Source organism: Sphingomonas sp. GC_Shp_5 (assembly GCF_026540855.1).
GTDB lineage: Bacteria > Pseudomonadota > Alphaproteobacteria > Sphingomonadales > Sphingomonadaceae > Sphingomonas.
In genome coordinates, this window is sequence record NZ_JALNUP010000012.1 from 63553 (window position 1) to 77829 (window position 14277).

General features: G+C 68.1%; 23 protein-coding genes and 1 tRNA gene. 18 read left to right on the top strand and 6 right to left on the bottom strand.

Annotated elements, in window-relative coordinates:
• Positions 1–46: 46 nt before the first annotated feature.
• Entirely contained in the window at positions 47–433 is a 387-nt protein-coding gene (locus tag OXR60_RS11225) for a protease inhibitor I42 family protein (protein WP_267395989.1), read from the bottom strand.
• A gap of 53 nt (positions 434–486) precedes the next feature.
• Between OXR60_RS11225 and OXR60_RS11230 the strand changes: the two genes are divergently transcribed.
• On the top strand, positions 487–1608 hold the full coding sequence (locus OXR60_RS11230; protein WP_267395990.1) for a CaiB/BaiF CoA-transferase family protein: 1122 nt from the start codon (positions 487–489) through the stop codon (positions 1606–1608).
• A gap of 80 nt (positions 1609–1688) precedes the next feature.
• On the opposite strand, the gene OXR60_RS11235 is transcribed toward OXR60_RS11230, so the two are convergent.
• On the bottom strand, positions 1689–2831 hold the full coding sequence (locus OXR60_RS11235; RefSeq protein ID WP_267395991.1) for a DUF2171 domain-containing protein: 1143 nt from the start codon (positions 2829–2831) through the stop codon (positions 1689–1691).
• Between the two features lie 256 nt (positions 2832–3087).
• Between OXR60_RS11235 and OXR60_RS11240 the strand changes: the two genes are divergently transcribed.
• From OXR60_RS11240 to OXR60_RS11270, 7 genes are all read left to right on the top strand, one after another.
• A tRNA-Ala gene (locus tag OXR60_RS11240) sits at positions 3088–3163 on the top strand.
• 150 nt (positions 3164–3313) lie between these two features.
• Complete coding sequence (locus OXR60_RS11245; RefSeq protein WP_267395992.1) at positions 3314–3442, top strand: hypothetical protein; 129 nt, start codon at positions 3314–3316, stop codon at positions 3440–3442.
• 51 nt (positions 3443–3493) lie between these two features.
• Entirely contained in the window at positions 3494–4246 is a 753-nt protein-coding gene (locus OXR60_RS11250; protein WP_267395993.1) for an NUDIX domain-containing protein, read from the top strand.
• 44 nt (positions 4247–4290) lie between these two features.
• Positions 4291–4992, top strand: a complete 702-nt coding sequence (locus OXR60_RS11255; RefSeq protein WP_267396050.1) for an extensin family protein — start codon at positions 4291–4293, stop codon at positions 4990–4992.
• 58 nt (positions 4993–5050) lie between these two features.
• On the top strand, positions 5051–6289 hold the full coding sequence (gene mtaB / locus OXR60_RS11260; RefSeq protein ID WP_267395994.1) for a tRNA (N(6)-L-threonylcarbamoyladenosine(37)-C(2))-methylthiotransferase MtaB: 1239 nt from the start codon (positions 5051–5053) through the stop codon (positions 6287–6289).
• On the top strand, positions 6286–7224 hold the full coding sequence (ftsY, locus tag OXR60_RS11265) for a signal recognition particle-docking protein FtsY (RefSeq protein WP_267395995.1): 939 nt from the start codon (positions 6286–6288) through the stop codon (positions 7222–7224). The genes mtaB and ftsY overlap by 4 nt, the downstream gene beginning before the upstream one ends.
• Positions 7225–7280: 56 nt before the next feature.
• Positions 7281–7922, top strand: coding sequence for an inner membrane-spanning protein YciB (locus OXR60_RS11270; RefSeq protein WP_267396051.1), 642 nt, complete (start codon positions 7281–7283; stop codon positions 7920–7922).
• A 95-nt stretch (positions 7923–8017) separates the two neighbouring features.
• On the opposite strand, the gene OXR60_RS11275 is transcribed toward OXR60_RS11270, so the two are convergent.
• Both OXR60_RS11275 and pspF read right to left on the bottom strand, forming a co-directional pair.
• Positions 8018–8620: a superoxide dismutase gene (locus tag OXR60_RS11275; RefSeq protein WP_267395996.1), complete on the bottom strand. Its 603-nt coding sequence runs from the start codon at positions 8618–8620 to the stop codon at positions 8018–8020.
• A 79-nt stretch (positions 8621–8699) separates the two neighbouring features.
• Entirely contained in the window at positions 8700–9749 is a 1050-nt protein-coding gene (gene pspF / locus OXR60_RS11280) for a phage shock protein operon transcriptional activator (RefSeq protein WP_267395997.1), read from the bottom strand.
• Between the two features lie 174 nt (positions 9750–9923).
• On the opposite strand from pspF, the gene OXR60_RS11285 reads away from it, so the two are divergent.
• The 10 genes from OXR60_RS11285 to OXR60_RS11330 all read left to right on the top strand — a co-directional run bounded on the left by OXR60_RS11285 (position 9924) and on the right by OXR60_RS11330 (position 13416).
• A complete protein-coding gene (locus OXR60_RS11285; RefSeq protein WP_267395998.1) occupies positions 9924–10067 on the top strand; it encodes a hypothetical protein in 144 nt (47 codons plus the stop codon).
• Between the two features lie 68 nt (positions 10068–10135).
• A complete protein-coding gene (gene pspA / locus OXR60_RS11290) occupies positions 10136–10816 on the top strand; it encodes a phage shock protein PspA (protein ID WP_267395999.1) in 681 nt (226 codons plus the stop codon).
• Position 10817: 1 nt separating this feature from the next.
• Entirely contained in the window at positions 10818–11078 is a 261-nt protein-coding gene (pspB, locus tag OXR60_RS11295; RefSeq protein ID WP_267396000.1) for an envelope stress response membrane protein PspB, read from the top strand.
• 1 nt (position 11079) lies between these two features.
• Positions 11080–11457, top strand: coding sequence for an envelope stress response membrane protein PspC (pspC, locus tag OXR60_RS11300; RefSeq protein ID WP_267396001.1), 378 nt, complete (start codon positions 11080–11082; stop codon positions 11455–11457).
• Positions 11458–11503: 46 nt separating this feature from the next.
• Positions 11504–11827 (top strand): hypothetical protein, encoded by a 324-nt coding sequence (locus tag OXR60_RS11305; RefSeq protein WP_267396052.1) that lies wholly within the window; start codon positions 11504–11506, stop codon positions 11825–11827.
• 14 nt (positions 11828–11841) lie between these two features.
• A complete protein-coding gene (locus OXR60_RS11310; RefSeq protein ID WP_267396002.1) occupies positions 11842–12105 on the top strand; it encodes a hypothetical protein in 264 nt (87 codons plus the stop codon).
• Positions 12106–12120: 15 nt separating this feature from the next.
• Positions 12121–12396 carry a hypothetical protein gene (locus OXR60_RS11315; protein ID WP_267396003.1) on the top strand — a complete coding sequence of 92 codons (276 nt, stop codon included), beginning with the start codon at positions 12121–12123 and terminating at the stop codon, positions 12394–12396.
• Between the two features lie 31 nt (positions 12397–12427).
• On the top strand, positions 12428–12667 hold the full coding sequence (locus OXR60_RS11320) for a hypothetical protein (protein WP_267396004.1): 240 nt from the start codon (positions 12428–12430) through the stop codon (positions 12665–12667).
• Between the two features lie 13 nt (positions 12668–12680).
• Positions 12681–12917 (top strand): hypothetical protein, encoded by a 237-nt coding sequence (locus OXR60_RS11325; RefSeq protein ID WP_267396005.1) that lies wholly within the window; start codon positions 12681–12683, stop codon positions 12915–12917.
• 91 nt (positions 12918–13008) lie between these two features.
• A complete protein-coding gene (locus tag OXR60_RS11330; protein WP_267396053.1) occupies positions 13009–13416 on the top strand; it encodes a SufE family protein in 408 nt (135 codons plus the stop codon).
• Here OXR60_RS11330 and OXR60_RS11335 read toward each other — a convergent pair.
• Together OXR60_RS11335 and OXR60_RS11340 are read right to left on the bottom strand one after the other, a co-directional pair.
• Entirely contained in the window at positions 13413–13718 is a 306-nt protein-coding gene (locus OXR60_RS11335; RefSeq protein WP_267396006.1) for a (2Fe-2S) ferredoxin domain-containing protein, read from the bottom strand. The two genes, OXR60_RS11330 and OXR60_RS11335, sit on opposite strands and share 4 nt — an antisense overlap.
• The gene (locus OXR60_RS11340) at positions 13703–14242 is read right to left on the bottom strand and encodes a J domain-containing protein (RefSeq protein ID WP_267396008.1); all 540 of its coding nucleotides are present in this window, start codon (positions 14240–14242) and stop codon (positions 13703–13705) included. The genes OXR60_RS11335 and OXR60_RS11340 overlap by 16 nt, the downstream gene beginning before the upstream one ends.
• Positions 14243–14277 lie beyond the last annotated feature (35 nt).

Consider the following 14277-nt stretch of genomic DNA (forward strand, 5'->3'; position numbering starts at 1 on the left):
CCTGCGCACCGCCGTGCGCCTGCCGCGGCGCGAGCGCGTTACGCGCTCAGGGCTCGCGCACCGCCAGGCAGAAGCTGGCTTCCTTTATGGCCGGCCCGTCGCCCCGGGCATAGCCGACCACCAGCCGCCCGCGCCCGGCCCTGGTCGGCCTGAACCGCAGCACCTGCGTCTGCGGCCCGCCGACCACCATGCCGCCGCCCGCCACCGCGCCGGTCGCCATCTCGCCGACCTGCTCGAACCCGGCGCCGCTGCGCAGGCGCCAGCTATAGCCCGTCCCCGCGCTCGCCGGCAGCATCAGCTGGAACAGCGTCCCCACCGCCAGCGGATAGCAGATCGCCGGATCGCTGGTGGTGCGGAGCGTCAGGATGGTCTGCGCCGGGGCCCCGCCCGCGCACGCCAGAGCGAGCAGCCCGGCAGCCCACCATCGCTTCATCGTGCCACTCCTCCTGTCCCAGCCATGATCACGATCATGCGGCGCGCTGGCCGATGAGCGCAACCGCCAACACCCCGCTTGCCGGCCTCAAGGTGCTCGAGCTCGCGCGCATCCTTGCCGGTCCTTGGGCCGGGCAGGTGCTCGCCGATCTCGGCGCCGAGGTGACCAAGGTCGAAAGCCCCGCCGGCGACGATACCCGGACCTGGGGCCCGCCGTTCGTCGACAATCCCGATGGCAGCCGCGACGCCGCCTATTTCCACGCCTGCAACCGCGGCAAGGCCTCGCTGGTGGTGGATTTCACCACCGCCGAGGGCCAGGCGCAGATCCGCGCGCTGGCCGCCGAGGCCGACGTGCTGATCGAGAATTTCAAGGTCGGCGGCCTTGCCAAATACGGGCTCGATTATCCCAGCCTCGCCGCGCTCAACCCGCGGCTGGTCTATTGCTCGATCACCGGCTTCGGCCAGACCGGACCCTATGCGGCCCGCGCCGGCTATGACTTCATCATCCAGGGCATGGGCGGGATGATGGACCTCACCGGCGAACCGGATGGCGCGCCGCAGAAGATCGGCGTGGCGATGGCGGACATCACCACCGGCCTCTATGCGGTGATCGCAATCCAGGCGGCGCTGGCGATGCGCACGCGCACCGGTCGCGGCCAGCATCTCGATCTGGCGCTGCTTGATACCATGACCGGGGTGCTCGCCAACCAGGCCGCCAATTACTTCGCGAGCGGCGTCAGCCCGGCGCGGCTCGGCAACGCCCATCCCAACATCTGCCCTTATGCCGTGTTCGAAACCGCCGATGGCTGGTTCATCCTCGCGGTCGGCAACGACGCCCAGTTCCGCGCCTTCTGCGCCGTCACCGGCCTGATCGCCGAGGATGGCTGGGCGACCAACGCCGGCCGTGTCGCCGATCGCGACCGCCTCACCGCCACGATCACCGCCGCTACCCGCCGCGTCGCCCGCGACGAGCTGCTCACGCGACTCGAGGTGGCAGGCGTGCCGGCGGGGCCGATCAACACCGTCGAACAGGCATTGACCGATCCCCAGGTCGTCGCGCGCGGCATGGTCCTGCCCGGCGAGCGCCTGGCCGGGCTGCGCACCCCGATCCGCTTTTCCGACGCCGAGCTGGCCCCCCTCGCCCCGGCACCGCGACTGGGCGAACGACCGGCCTGACCGGCGCCGGACGCAAAAAGGGCCCGGGCAGCAAGCCCGGACCCTTCGTGATCGGCGGTCGAGCCGCGCGTCGCTGCCGGTCAGTAGGTGCCCGGGAAGCTCTTGTTGAGGTTGCGGCTGTCGCTCGACGCCTCGCTGCTCGCGCTTGCTGCCGAGCTGGTTCCGGTAGCGGCGCTGCGGTCCTGCCCGGCAAACCGCTGGTCGGTCTTGTCGTCGCCGAACAGCGCCTGGTTGCGCTCCTCGTCCTTCCACGCCTTCTTGGCGTCGGCCGCAGTCTGGCTCAGCGTCACCTTGCCCTCGACGCTGGAGATCCAGCTCGACGGGAAGGAGTGATGCCGGCCGCCGGCGTCAACGTCGTTCTTGGTCAGCAGGATGCGATCGCCGCGCACCTTGTCGACCGTGCCGACATGCCCGCCGTCGGAGCCGACCACGTCCATATGCTCCTCGACCTTGTTCAGCGCATCGCGCTGCGACTGGCGCGAGGTCCGCCAGGTCGAGAACTCATTCTCGAACTTGGCACGATGATGCTGGCGGTATTCGTCATAGTCGCGATCGAGCGCCGCGATCTGGCTGCTGCGCCAATTGTGATAGTCGGCGTCGCGATGCTGCTGGTGACGCTCGCCGGCGCCATAGCCGCGATCGTCGTAGCGTGAATCCATCTCGCGACGGCGCTCGGCATCATCGTCGCCGAACCACGAGCGAACCTCGTCGCCGGCGCGCGCCAGGAAGCCGCGTTCCTCATAGTCATAGCCCTGCGGCTGACGACCATAGCCGCCGCGGCCCTGCTGCTGCTGCTGGCCGCGATAATCGTCATCATCGGCATGGCGCCGCGCGCCGACGTCTTCGAAGCGCCGGCCATCGGAGCCATAGCTGCCGTGATAGTCGGACGAGCTGGAGCGCGCATCAGCGCCATAGCGGCTGCGCGAGAACTGATCCTGGTCCGGCCGACCGTAGCGTGGGTCCTGCCCCGACGGACGCCCGCCGTAGCTGCCCTGGTCGCGCTGGCGGTTGAACTGGTCGCGCTGGCCATACCGCTGGTTGCCATAGTCGCGATTGCCATAGCCCTGGCGATCGCGATCCCGGCCGCCGATCTCGCCGGCCGCCTCGTAATCGCGCGCGCTGGAATAGCTGTAATCGCGACCTGACCCGTAATCGTGGCCAAAGTCGCCGGGATCGGAGCGTCCGTTACCCTGCGGGTTACCGGGATAGCGTTCATAGCCCATGATCGTCTCCTCGAATATCATCCTGCGGCCGCCGGCGGCGTCGTTGCAGCGCCATCGTGCGTCCAGGCTTAACAAAGATCGAGAAACCGGTTCGTTCCTGCCGTTTCGGGCGCGAAACGGGTGACTGCCGCAAGCTCGTGTCGGGCCGCCGCAGCATCGATCGAGGAATTTCCACGAGGGTGCACCGGCGCCGTGTTGCATCACCCGAAAAGGCCGGCTAATGGCGGCGCTCCCGGCCATGCCGGGTGCCGGGCGCGGGGCTGTAGCTCAGATGGGAGAGCGCTGCAATCGCACTGCAGAGGTCAGGGGTTCGATTCCCCTCAGCTCCACCACGCCCGTTGCCGTCGCATCGTCACTAAGCCAACCGTGCGCCTGAATGCACTGGATGCACTCGGCACCTCTCAGATTGCATTTGCCACAACTGCAGCCTCCTCTCATATCGTGCCAGTGCTGCATTGCAGCAAGTTGCTCCAGAGGTTCGCATGTTCAGCTTGATCGCCCTGTATTTCGAGTATCGGAAGCTGAAGACGCAGTCCGCCACGTCAGCCGTGACTGCCGCTCGCCCGGCCAACGATGCCGGCGATGCCAAGGTTCTCCAGCGCGCGGCCTGATTATTGCCGCTGCCGACGCCCGATCACGGGCTGACGCGTTAGAGGCGGACCATGTCGTCGCCTCCTGTTGCCATTCCCGCCGCCACGCTGATCGTCATTCGTGACCGGATCGGCCAGCCGCCTGATCTGCTGATGGTCGAGCGGGCCAGAACGATGGCCTTTGCCGGCGGCGCCCTGGTCTTCCCGGGTGGCCGGATCGATCCGGGCGACGAGGCGCTGGCGGCGCTGCTCGACGCCGGTGACGATGGCGCGGCCCGGGTCGCCGCCATCCGCGAGACGATCGAGGAGGCCGGCATCGCGATCGGCCTCGAGCCACCACCCTCGCCCTCGCAGATCGCCTTGCTACGGCGCCGACTCCATGCCGGCGACAGCCTGGCGGTCGCGCTCGACGGGACGGGCCTCCGGCTCGCGCTGGACCAGCTGCACGCCTTCACCCGCTGGGTACCGGCCCATCGCCACACGCGGATCTTCGACACCCGCTTCTTCCTTGCCCGAGCCACCGACGCCGAGCACGCGAGCGTCGACCATACCGAAAATGTCCGACTGCTCTGGGCGGGCGCAGCGCAGCTGCTCGCCGACGCGGCGGCAGGCGCGGCAACGATCATCTTTCCGACCCGCCGCGTGCTCGAGCGGCTGGCCGGCCTGGCGAGCTTCGCCGACGCACTGGCTGACGCCCGGCGCTACCCGCCGGTGACGATCACGCCTTATGTCGAGCAGCGCCGCGGCGTGCCGCACCTGTGCATCCCGGAAGGGGTCGGCTATCCTGTTACCTCCGAGCCGTTGTCGGCAACGGACCGCGGGTGACCCGCTCATCCTGGCCGGCCCGGGCGCGGCGCGCGGTCGGCAGGATGCTCGCGGTGGTGCTGATCGCCGCGCTCGGCCTGCTGCTGTGGGGGATCGCCAGGGGCCGTCCGCAGGACCTGCCCTGGACGCCGCTCGATCTCGGCCAGCCGATCGGCTTTGCCACCGGCGCCAAGCTCAACCGGCTCGGCCGCGACACCCCCCTGTGCCGGGCGCTGCTGACCGGCGCGGGGATCGGCTTCACCCGCCTGCCCCCGCGCTACGAGGGCGACCGCTGCGGCTATGACGATGCCGTCCGCCTGACCGCCGGCGGCGCCCGCCAGATCGGCTGGCGACCGCCGGCGCTTGGCACTTCATGCGGAGTCGCCGCGTCGCTGGCGGTGTGGGAGTGGGAGGTGATCCAGCCGGCAGCACAGGCGCGCTTCGGTGCCCGCGTTGTCGCGATCGATCATTTCGGCAGCTATGCGTGCCGCCGGATCTACGGCCGCGACACCGGCAGTTGGAGCGAACACGCCAGCGCCAACGCGGTGGACATCGCCGGCTTCCGCCTGTCGGATGGCACCCGCATCACCGTGGCGCGCGACTGGGCGGGCGGCGGCGCCAAGGCGGCTTTCCTGCACGATGTCCGTGACGGCGCCTGCCGGCTGTTCGCGACCACCCTCTCGCCCGACTACAATGCCGCGCACCACGATCACCTCCACCTCGACCAGGCGCGCCGCGGCAGCATGGGCTGGCGCGCCTGCCGCTAGCGGCGGCGCATGGCGTGCCTGCATGGACTTGGGCGCCCAGCTTGACTAGATCGCGCGCATGAACGCTCCCGCGCCAGAGGTGATTTCCCTCGGCTGCCGCCTCAACATCGCCGAGAGCGAGACGATCCGGACGCTGATCGCGGGCCGCGACATGGTGGTGGTCAATTCGTGCGCGGTTACCAATGCCGCGGTCAAGCAGACCCGCGCCGCCATCCGCCGCGCGCGCCGGGCGCGACCCGGCGCGCAACTGGTCGTCACCGGCTGCGCCGCGCAGATCGACCCGGCGAGCTTCAGCGCCATGCCCGAGGTCGACCGCGTGATCGGCAATGCCGACAAGCTCAGCGCCCGCGCCTTCGAGGCTGACGAGGCGGTGATCGTCAGCGACATCATGCAGGTCCGCGAGACGGCACCGCATCTCGCCGCCAGCTTTTCCGCCCATGCTCGCGCCTTTGTCGAGGTGCAGAACGGCTGCGACCATCGCTGCACCTTCTGCGCCATTCCCTTTGGCCGCGGGCCGAGCCGATCGGTGCCCGCGGGCGGCGTGGTCGAGCGGATCGCGCAACTGGTCGACGCCGGTCACGGCGAGATCGTGCTCACCGGCGTGGATCTCACCAGCTATGGCCATGATCTCCCCGGCGCGCCGACGCTCGGGCTGCTCGTCGAACGGATCCTGCGCCACGTGCCGCGCCTGGCGCGGCTGCGGCTGTCGTCGCTCGATTCGATCGAGATCGACGATCCCCTGGTCGATCTGATCACCGGCGAGCCACGGATCATGCCCCACCTCCACCTCTCCTTCCAGGCCGGCAACGATCTTATCCTCAAGCGGATGAAGCGGCGTCACAGCCGCGCCCAGGCGGTCGCCACCGTCGCGCGGCTGAAGGCGCGGCGGCCCGCGCTGGCGATCGGCGCCGATCTCATCGCCGGCTTTCCCACCGAGGATGAGGCGATGTTCGCCGACACCCTCGCGCTGATCGACGATGCCGACATCGTCCACGCCCATATCTTTCCCTTTTCGCCGCGCGCCGGCACCCCCGCGGCGCGGATGCCCCAGGTCGATCCGGTTATCGCCCGCGACCGAGCCGAGCGCCTCCGCACCGCCGCGGCGCGGCACAAGGCCGCCTGGCTGCGGACGCTGGTCGGCACCGACCAGTCGGTGCTGGTCGAACGCCCCGGCGCCCGCGGCCACGCCGGCAATTTCGCCGACGTCCATCTCACCGTCCCCCAGCAGCCCGGCGACGCCACCCGCGTCGTGATCACCGGCGCCACCGATACCCATTTGATAGGCACTGCAGCATGAGCACCACTCCCTCCTGGCACGAGAAGCTGCTCGGCGGCTTCCGCAAGACCTCCGATAAGCTGGTCGGCAATCTCGCCGGGCTCGGCGGCGCGCGGCTGGATGCGGAAACCCTCGACGATATCGAGGAAGCGCTGATCGCCTCCGATCTCGGCCCCGATACCGCCGGCCGCATCCGCACCCGGCTCGCGGAGGGCACGTTCGAGCGCAACATGGAGGAACTCGGCATCCGCCTGGTCGTCGCCGAGGAGGTCGAGAAGGCACTCGCACGCGTCGCCACGCCGCTCGAGGTGACCGCCTTCCCGCGCCCCCAGGTAATCCTCGTCATCGGCGTCAACGGCTCGGGCAAGACCACCACCATCGCCAAGCTCGCCCATCTGCTGATGGAGCAGGATTACGGCGTGATGCTCGCCGCCGGCGATACCTTCCGCGCCGCCGCGATCGGCCAGCTGCGGACCTGGGCAGACCGGGTCGGCGTGCCGATCGTCACCGGGCCCGAGGGCGGCGATGCCGCCGGCGTGGTCTGGGACGCGGTCAAGAAGGCGACCGAGACCGGCATCGACGTGCTCATCGTCGACACCGCCGGTCGCCTCCAGAACAAGCGCGAACTGATGGACGAGCTCGCCAAGATCCGCCGCGTGCTCGGCCGGATCAACCCGGCGAGCCCGCATGACGTGGTGCTGGTGCTCGATGCCACCACCGGCCAGAATGCGCTGTCGCAGATCGAGGTGTTCAAGGAGGTCGCCGGCGTCACCGGCTTGGTCATGACCAAGCTCGACGGCACTGCCCGCGGCGGCGTGCTGGTCGCGGCGGCGGAGAAATACGGCCTGCCGATCCACGCCATCGGCGTCGGCGAGGGAATGACCGACCTTCGCCCGTTCGACCCCGCCGAAGTCAGCCGCATCATCGCCGGCGTCGACCAGGGAATCGCCAAGTGACCAGCTCGCCCCGCTCCGCCGCCGTCGCCGCCCCGGCGCACGATGCCGCGCCCGGCCTGCGCATGGCGCTGGAATATGGCCCACTGCTGGTGTTCTTCGCGGTCAACTTCCTCGCCCCCGCCGCCGCGACCATGCGGCTGGTGGCGGCATCGACCAGCTTCCTCTCCGAGCTCGACCGCGCCGGCGCGCTGGTGATCGCGCGCATCATCGTCGCCACCGCGGCGTTCATGCTGGCGACCGTGGTCGCGATGATCGTGTCGCGGGTGAAGCTCGGCCGGGTATCGCCGATGCTGTGGATCTCGGGCGCGTTTGTGGTCGTGTTCGGCGGTCTCACCGTCTATTTCCACGATCCCAAGTTCATCCAGATGAAGCCGACCTTCGTCTATGCGATGTTCGCCGCGGTGCTCGGCTTCGGCCTGCTCACCGGCCGGCCGCTGCTCCAGGGCCTGCTCGGCGCCGCCTATCCGGGGCTCACCGCCGAGGGCTGGCGCAAGCTCACCCGCAACTGGGCGCTGTTCTTCCTCGCCATGGCCGCGCTCAACGAGGGCGTCTGGCGATCGACCAACTGGGATTTCTGGGTCGGGTTCAAGCTGTGGGGCGCGATCCCGCTCACCCTCCTGTTCGCGCTCGCCAACGTGCCGATGCTGCTGCGTCACGGGCTCAACACCGGCGACGAGCCGGTGGTGCCGGTGGAATGATCCAGACGGTCACGCCACCGGCTACCTGTTCGTCACCCCGGCGCAGACGGGGGTGACGAATTCGGGTCATGCCCCGTCGGGCATGACCGCGCGCCTCACGCGTCGAAGCGCTTGCCTGCCTCGTCCCAGTTGACGATGTCCCACCATGCCTTGAGATAACCCGGCCGGTCGTTCTTGTAGGTCAGGTAATAAGCGTGCTCCCACACGTCGTTACCCAGGATCGGCGTGCCCTTGTCGGCAACGTCGTCCATCAGCGGATTGTCCTGGTTCGGCGTCGAGGTCACCTTGAGCGCGCCCGACGAATCCTTGATCACCCATGCCCAGCCCGAGCCGAACTGGCCCGCGCCCTTGGTGTTGAAGTCTTCCTTGAGCTTGTCGAGACCGCCATAGGCGTCGATCGCGTCCTTGAGCGCGCCCGACGGCTGAGTCGAACCCTTGGGGCCCATGATCTTCCAGAAAAAGTCGTGGTTCCAGAACCCGCCGCCATTGTTGCGGACCAGCGGCGGCTGGGTGGAGATGGTGGCGAGGATCTCCTCGATCGTCTTGCCGGCGAGCGCCGGGTCCTTCTCGACGCCCTCGTTGAGCTTGGCGGTATAGGCGGCGTGGTGCTTGTCGTGGTGGAAGGTCATGGTCTCCTTGGAGATCACGGGCTCCAGCGCGTCATAGTCATACGGCAGGGGCGGCAGGTCGAAAGCCATGGAATCCTCCATTGATGGTTCGGCAGCGAAACGCGTGCGGGCCGCAAATGGTCCCCGATCGATCGTTACGCAACCGTCTCTAGCCGTCGCCGGCCTTGATCAGGTCGTGGCGTCGCAGCGCGTGGCGCAGCTGGTCGTAGCTGAGTCCGAGCGCCTCGGCGGTGCTGCGCTGGTTGAAGCGATGCTCGGCGAGGCTGCGCGCCAGCAATTCGCGCTCGAACCGTGCCACCCGCGACTTGAAGTCGGACGGGCCGGCCTCGCAGGCGGCGACCACATCGTCCTCCGGCAAGGACGGCGCAGCGCTCGGCGTCGGCACGGCTGCCGCCAAGGGTGCGGGCGCACCGCTGCCCTGCGGCCGGTAAGGCGAGGCGAACGGATCGATCTGCAGCGCGTCCACCGGCCCGTCGCTGGTCCAGCGATACACCGCGCGTTCCACCGCGTTGCGCAGCTCGCGCACATTGCCCGGCCAGCGATGGGTGGTCAGTGCATCGAGCGCCGCCGGGCCGAACCCCGGCCAGCGATCCCAGCCGATCTCCGACGCCATCCGTCGCCCGAAATGGTCGGCGAGCACCACGATGTCGCCGGCCCGCGCCCGCAGCGGCGGCAACGTCACCACCTCGAAGCTCAGCCGGTCGAGCAGATCGGCGCGAAACTCGTGCCGATCGACCTTGTCGGGCAGATGCTCGTTGGTCGCCGCGACGATCCGCACGTCCACCCGCAGCGGTCGCGACGAGCCGATCCGCGTGATCTCGCCATATTCCACCGCGCGCAGCAATCGGTCCTGCGCCGCCATCGACAATGTGCCGAGTTCGTCGAGGAACAAGGTGCCGCCATCGGCTTCCTCGAACCGCCCGGCCCGCGCCTTGGTGGCGCCGGTGAACGCGCCGGCCTCATGGCCGAACAGTTCGGCCTCGATCAGGCTCTCGGGCAGCGCCGCGCAGTTCATGATCACCAGCGGCTGGTCCCAGCGCGGGCTCAACCGGTGCAGCCGCTCGGCGACCAGTTCCTTGCCGGTGCCGCGCTCGCCGATCACCAGCACCGGGCGGTCGAGCGCGGCCGCCCGTGATGCCTGTTCGAGGGCGTCGAGAAACGCGCCGGACTGCCCGATGACCTGCGATGTGCGCTCCATCACCAATGTTTGGCGTGAATTCCCAATCGTCTGCAAGGCCAGACCGCATCGCCAGCGGCAACTTTCACGCAACCCCCTGTAAAGCGGCGTTTTTGAAAACTGGCACGAAGGCTGCAAAGCTTCTGGCATACCGCTTCACGGCGGTGACAAGGTTCAGAACTTCAGGAGGAAACAATGTTCAAGTCCGATCTCGGTCGCACCGTCGCCGCCATTGCCTGCACCCTCGTCTTCAGCGCCACCTGTGTCGCCGGGGCGGTGGGTCCGGCCACCGCCGGCACCAAGGCGACCCCCGCCATGGCCCTGCGCCTCCAGGCGTAATCGGCCATACCGGGGCGGGTCCTTATCCCTCGCCCGCCCCGGGATTTAACTCAGGAGCATCACCACCGATGGGTATTTTCTCCCGCACCCGCGACATCGTCGCCGCCAATTTCGCCGATCTGCTCGAGAAGGCGGAAGACCCCGCCAAGATGATCCGCATGATCATCCTCGAGATGGAGGAAACGCTGGTCGAGGTTCGCGCCTCCGCCGCGCGCACCATCGCCGACCAGAAGGAGATGCGCCGCCACATCGCCAAGCTCGATCAGCTTCAGGACAATTGGACCGAAAAGGCCGAGCTGGCGCTGAGCAAGAACCGCGAGGACCTTGCCAAGGCGGCACTGGTCGAGAAGCAGAAGGCGGCCGACATGGCCGATCAGCTGAAGGCCGAAGTCGGCGTGCTCGACGACGCGCTGCGTGCCGCCGAAGAGGATATCGCCAAGCTCCAGAAGAAACTGAGCGAGGCCCGTACCAAGCAGTCGAACGTCCAGACCCGGCTGGAGAGCGCCAACAACCGCTATCGCCTGCGCGAGATGTACGCCGGCCCCAAGACGCACGAGGCATTCAGCCGCTTCGATGTCCTCGAGCGCCGGGTGGACGATGCCGAGGGTCGCGCCGAGGCGATGGGTCTGGGCGCGCTGCCCAAGACGCTCGAGGAAGAGATCGCCGAGCTGCGCGCCAGCGACAAGGTCGATGCCGAGCTCGCAGCGCTGAAGGCGCGGCTCAACGGCAACGCGAACCGGGAGGGCTGAGATGGACTTCGAAGGCGTTCTCGCCATCTTCCTGGCCTTGATCGGCCTGCCCTGGTTGATCTTCCATTACGTCACCAAGTGGAAGCAATCGCCCAAGATCACCGACGAAGACGAGCGGCTGCTCGACGAGATGTACAATCTCGCCCGCCGTCTCGAGGAGCGGGTCAACACCGTCGAGCGGATCGTCGCCGCCGACAACCCGGACTGGAAGCCGCATCTCGATGCCCCCCAGTCCACCTACCAGATCGATCGGAGGAACTGAGATGTCCGCCAGCCGCACCAAATTCTATCTCGACAAGCAGGACGCGAAATGGGCCGGCGTCTGCGCCGGGATCGCGGATTATACCGGGGTCGATACCACCTTGGTCCGCGTGTGCATGGTGATCCTGACGCTGGCGACCAGCGGCTGGGTGTTCCTCGCCTATCTCGCCGCCGCCTGGCTCGCGCCCAAGAAGCCGATCGGCCTCTACCAGGACGCCGCCGACCAGAAGTTCTGGCAGGGCGTGCGGGTCAACACCAAGCGCTCCACCGCCGAGGTGCGCAGCAAGTTCCGCGACATCGATCGCCGGCTCGCCGACATCGAGACGCACTACACCAGCCGCAACAGCCAGCTGGCCAACGAAATCGACGCCCTGCGCTGAGCCTCAACGGCTCGCGAGCGGCGACAAGGGGAGAATAGACATGGACATGGGTTGGATGGTTCCGGTGGGCGTGGTCGGCGCGATTTCGGCGCGGCACGCCTTCACCACCTGGGTGAAGGCCAAGCATGGCTACCCGATCGAGGACGAGGGCCGCAGCGCACGCCGGATGCGCCGGCTGGGCCGGTGGGGTCACAGCAGCGGCGGCGACGATCTCGAGGCCGAGCGCAAGATCATGCTGCTCACCAACGAGAACGACAAGCTGACCGGCCAGGTCGGCCGCCTCGAAGAGCGCATCGCCGTCCTCGAGCGCATCGCCACCGATCCCGCCGAGCGCACCGCTCGCGAGATCGAAGCCCTCCGCGACCGCTAGGAAGGAGCCCCGTGATGGGACCGGATCATGTCTTCTGCATGTTCGTCGGCGCGGCGATCACGCTCGCCATCCAATGGTACGGCCGCCGCAAGGTCCGCCAGGCGATCGCCGCCCCGGATCTCGACGCCCGCCGCAACATCGAGCTGCTCGATGCCGAGAACAGCCAGCGGATCGGCCAGATCGATCGGTTGCAGGATCGGCTCGCGACGGTGGAGAGCATCGTCACCGATCGCTCGCACCGACTGGGCCACGAGATCGAACAATTGCGCAGCCGCTAAATTGAGGAACGGATCATGTTGAACGGCTTCACCATCTTCATGCTCGCGGTTGTCGTGGTCGGATTGCCCGTCGTGCTGGGCATCGGCAGCGAGGTGTTCAAACGCTGGCTCGATCACAAGGAACGGATGGCCTCCGCGCTCAACGCGCAGGCGGCGGAAAAGGCGGCTCAATATGCCGCCCATACCGAGCGTCTGGAGCAGCGGGTGCGGGTGCTGGAACGGATCGCGACTGACCGCGGCGCCGATCTTGCCGACGAGATCGCCCGGCTCGATCAACGGCCGCTCAACTGAACAACTCCCCGCGTCACGGAGTGTAGAGGCAATGAATCCCCTTGAACTGGTCTTCGGCATCGTCGTGGTGGTGACGATCGCCAAGCTGCTGCGAGACCGATACCACCATCAGGCGAGCACGCGACCCGCGACCGACACCATCGACACGCTGCGGCTGCAGGACGAGGTCCGCCATCTCAAGGAGCGTGTCCAGGTGCTGGAGCGCGTGATCACCGACAACCATGGCAGCGCCGATCTGGATCGCCAGATCGAGCGGCTGCGCGACCGCTGAAAGGAGGCGGACCATGACCGATCCCACGACCTATCTCACCTTGTCGCTGTCGGCGCTCGCCGGTCTCGGCATGATCGTCACCGCCAGCCTGTCGGGCTGGCGCGGCTGGCTGGCGCTCAAGCACCAGCAGCTCGATCAGGAGCATGAGACCGCCGCCCCCGGCCCCTCGGCCGGCTCGCGGATCGAGATCGCCGATCTCAAGGAGCGCATCAAGAAGCTGGAAGCGATCGCCGCCGGCGTCGATCTGTGAACGGGGGCGGGACGGCGCCGGCGCGGAAAGGCTTCCAACCCGCGCCGCGCCCCTGTACCGCGCGGCCATGTCCAGCCCCACGCCCAGCGCGATGCCGACCCTGGCCGACGTCCGCGACGAATATGATTTCCTCGATCCGGATGATCGCTATCGCCTGCTGATCGATCTCGGCCGCGCGTTGGAGCCGATGCCCGATGCGCTCAAGACCGAGGCAACGCTGGTCCGCGGCTGTTCCGCCTCGGTCTGGGTCTATCCCACCGCCCGCGACAACGGCACGCTCCACTTCCTCGCCGATTCCAACGCCGCGATCACCAAGGGCATCATCGCGTTGGTGCTGCTGACGGTGCAGGACCAGCCCGCCGCCGCGATTACCGCCACCGACATCCCGGGCGAGCTCGCGCCGTTCGAACTCGGCAAGCAGCTCAGCTCCAACCGTACCCAGGGCATCCCCAACATGATCGCGCTGATCCGCGACAGCGCGGCACGGCTAAGGGGCTAGCTTTCCAACCGGGCGGCGACCTCGCCAAGCTCCGCGCCTTTGGGGATGCTCAGCCACTCGGTGGGTCGTCGGCTGTCGATCACGATCACCGCGCGCTTGGGGCAGAGGCCGAGGCATTTGGTCTCAACCACGCCGAGCGTACTCTTGCGGCCCTTGCCGCCGCCGAGCAGCTGTCGCAGCACCTTGGCGAGCGAGCTGTGCCCCTTCTTGCCGAAGCCGCCATTGATCTTGCGGCTGCATTTGCCGCACACCAGGATCGCGCCCTGCCAGTCGCTGCGGATCCGCTTCAGCGTGGGCGCCACTCACGCTGCTCCTCGGCGGTACGCAGGATCTCATAGGCCGCCTGGACTGCCTGGAAGCGGACGGCGGCATCGGCGTCGCCGGGGCGGACGTCGGGGTGGTTTTCCTTGGCCATCCGCCGCCACGCCGCCTTGACGGCATCGAAATCGGCATCGCTCTCCAGCCCCAGCGCCTCCAGCGCGCGCAGTTCGTCGCGTGAGCGGGTGCCGTCACCGGGGCCTCCCCAGGCGTAATGCTTGGATTGCGTATAGCCGGCCGCGGTGCTGCTTTCGGACGCCTCGCGTGCCGCGGCTTCTTCGGCGTTGAGCCCCTCGAAATAGTTCCAGCCGCGATTGTATTCGCCGGCATGGGTTTCGCAGAAATACCAGCGGTCGGGGTTGTTGGGCGATTTGGGCGCCGGGCAATTACCCGGCTCCTCGCAGCCATGGCGATCGCACAGCCGCACCTGCGTCGCCTCGCGGCCGGAGCCATATCCCCGCCAGCGGGGAAAGCCCCAGTCGTTCGATCGAGAGGTGGTACGCGCCATCGCGCCGACATAAGCCGTTGAACCGCTGGCGCAAC

Excerpts from the sequence above, each read along its gene's own strand:
- OXR60_RS11225 (WP_267395989.1), bottom strand. The coding sequence starts at position 433 with ATGAAGCGATGGTGGGCTGCCGGGCTGCTCGCTCTGGCGTGCGCGGGC.
- OXR60_RS11230 (WP_267395990.1), top strand. The coding sequence starts at position 487 with ATGAGCGCAACCGCCAACACCCCGCTTGCCGGCCTCAAGGTGCTCGAG.
- OXR60_RS11235 (WP_267395991.1), bottom strand. The coding sequence starts at position 2,831 with ATGGGCTATGAACGCTATCCCGGTAACCCGCAGGGTAACGGACGCTCC.
- OXR60_RS11245 (WP_267395992.1), top strand. The coding sequence starts at position 3,314 with ATGTTCAGCTTGATCGCCCTGTATTTCGAGTATCGGAAGCTGAAGACG.
- OXR60_RS11250 (WP_267395993.1), top strand. The coding sequence starts at position 3,494 with ATGTCGTCGCCTCCTGTTGCCATTCCCGCCGCCACGCTGATCGTCATT.
- OXR60_RS11255 (WP_267396050.1), top strand. The coding sequence starts at position 4,291 with ATGCTCGCGGTGGTGCTGATCGCCGCGCTCGGCCTGCTGCTGTGGGGG.
- mtaB (WP_267395994.1), top strand. The coding sequence starts at position 5,051 with ATGAACGCTCCCGCGCCAGAGGTGATTTCCCTCGGCTGCCGCCTCAAC.
- ftsY (WP_267395995.1), top strand. The coding sequence starts at position 6,286 with ATGAGCACCACTCCCTCCTGGCACGAGAAGCTGCTCGGCGGCTTCCGC.
- OXR60_RS11275 (WP_267395996.1), bottom strand. The coding sequence starts at position 8,620 with ATGGCTTTCGACCTGCCGCCCCTGCCGTATGACTATGACGCGCTGGAG.
- pspF (WP_267395997.1), bottom strand. The coding sequence starts at position 9,749 with ATGGAGCGCACATCGCAGGTCATCGGGCAGTCCGGCGCGTTTCTCGAC.
- OXR60_RS11285 (WP_267395998.1), top strand. The coding sequence starts at position 9,924 with ATGTTCAAGTCCGATCTCGGTCGCACCGTCGCCGCCATTGCCTGCACC.
- pspA (WP_267395999.1), top strand. The coding sequence starts at position 10,136 with ATGGGTATTTTCTCCCGCACCCGCGACATCGTCGCCGCCAATTTCGCC.
- pspB (WP_267396000.1), top strand. The coding sequence starts at position 10,818 with ATGGACTTCGAAGGCGTTCTCGCCATCTTCCTGGCCTTGATCGGCCTG.
- pspC (WP_267396001.1), top strand. The coding sequence starts at position 11,080 with ATGTCCGCCAGCCGCACCAAATTCTATCTCGACAAGCAGGACGCGAAA.
- OXR60_RS11305 (WP_267396052.1), top strand. The coding sequence starts at position 11,504 with ATGGGTTGGATGGTTCCGGTGGGCGTGGTCGGCGCGATTTCGGCGCGG.
- OXR60_RS11310 (WP_267396002.1), top strand. The coding sequence starts at position 11,842 with ATGGGACCGGATCATGTCTTCTGCATGTTCGTCGGCGCGGCGATCACG.
- OXR60_RS11315 (WP_267396003.1), top strand. The coding sequence starts at position 12,121 with ATGTTGAACGGCTTCACCATCTTCATGCTCGCGGTTGTCGTGGTCGGA.
- OXR60_RS11320 (WP_267396004.1), top strand. The coding sequence starts at position 12,428 with ATGAATCCCCTTGAACTGGTCTTCGGCATCGTCGTGGTGGTGACGATC.
- OXR60_RS11325 (WP_267396005.1), top strand. The coding sequence starts at position 12,681 with ATGACCGATCCCACGACCTATCTCACCTTGTCGCTGTCGGCGCTCGCC.
- OXR60_RS11330 (WP_267396053.1), top strand. The coding sequence starts at position 13,009 with ATGCCGACCCTGGCCGACGTCCGCGACGAATATGATTTCCTCGATCCG.
- OXR60_RS11340 (WP_267396008.1), bottom strand. The coding sequence starts at position 14,242 with ATGGCGCGTACCACCTCTCGATCGAACGACTGGGGCTTTCCCCGCTGG.